The organism is Arenibacter sp. 6A1, from assembly GCF_012272855.1.
Classification (GTDB): domain Bacteria; phylum Bacteroidota; class Bacteroidia; order Flavobacteriales; family Flavobacteriaceae; genus Arenibacter.
Genome location: NZ_JAAXCQ010000059.1, coordinates 1 through 569 on the forward strand (window position 1 = coordinate 1; position 569 = coordinate 569).

The 569-nt window shown below is 55.2% G+C and carries 1 pseudogene; it reads right to left on the reverse strand.

Annotated features, from left to right (window positions below):
* A pseudogene (locus HCG49_RS18425) lies at positions 1-569 on the reverse strand (spore surface glycoprotein BclB); the annotation flags it as partial.

The following is a 569-nucleotide window of genomic DNA, read 5'->3' on the forward strand; positions in this document are numbered from 1 at the left end:
CCAGTTGCTCCGGTCTCGCCTTGAATTCCTTGTTCGCCCTGTGCTCCAGTGGCTCCGGTCTCGCCTTGAATCCCTTGTTCTCCTGTGGCACCAGTTGGACCAGTTGCCCCGGTTTCACCTTGGATACCTTGTTCGCCAGTTGCTCCGGTTTCTCCTTGTGGTCCAACTGCCCCAGTATCTCCTTTTACACCTTGTTCTCCAGTCGCACCGGTAGCACCCGTGGCTCCAGTAGCACCGTCAATTCCATCTTTTCCATCGGCACCTGTTGCGCCGGTAGCTCCGGTTTCGCCTTTATCTCCTTGTTCTCCTGTTGCACCTGTCGCACCAGTTGCCCCGGTTTCACCTTGAATACCTTGTTCACCTGTAGCCCCAGTTGCTCCTGTTTCTCCTTGAATACCTTGATCACCTGTAGCCCCAGTTGCTCCGGTCTCACCTTTGATACCTTGTTCACCAGTAGCCCCGGTAGCTCCGGTTTCACCTTGATTACCTTTTTCTCCAGTGGCCCCGGTAGCTCCTGTTTCTCCTTGTATACCTTGTTCGCCCTGTGCTCCAGTAGCTCCGGTCTCACC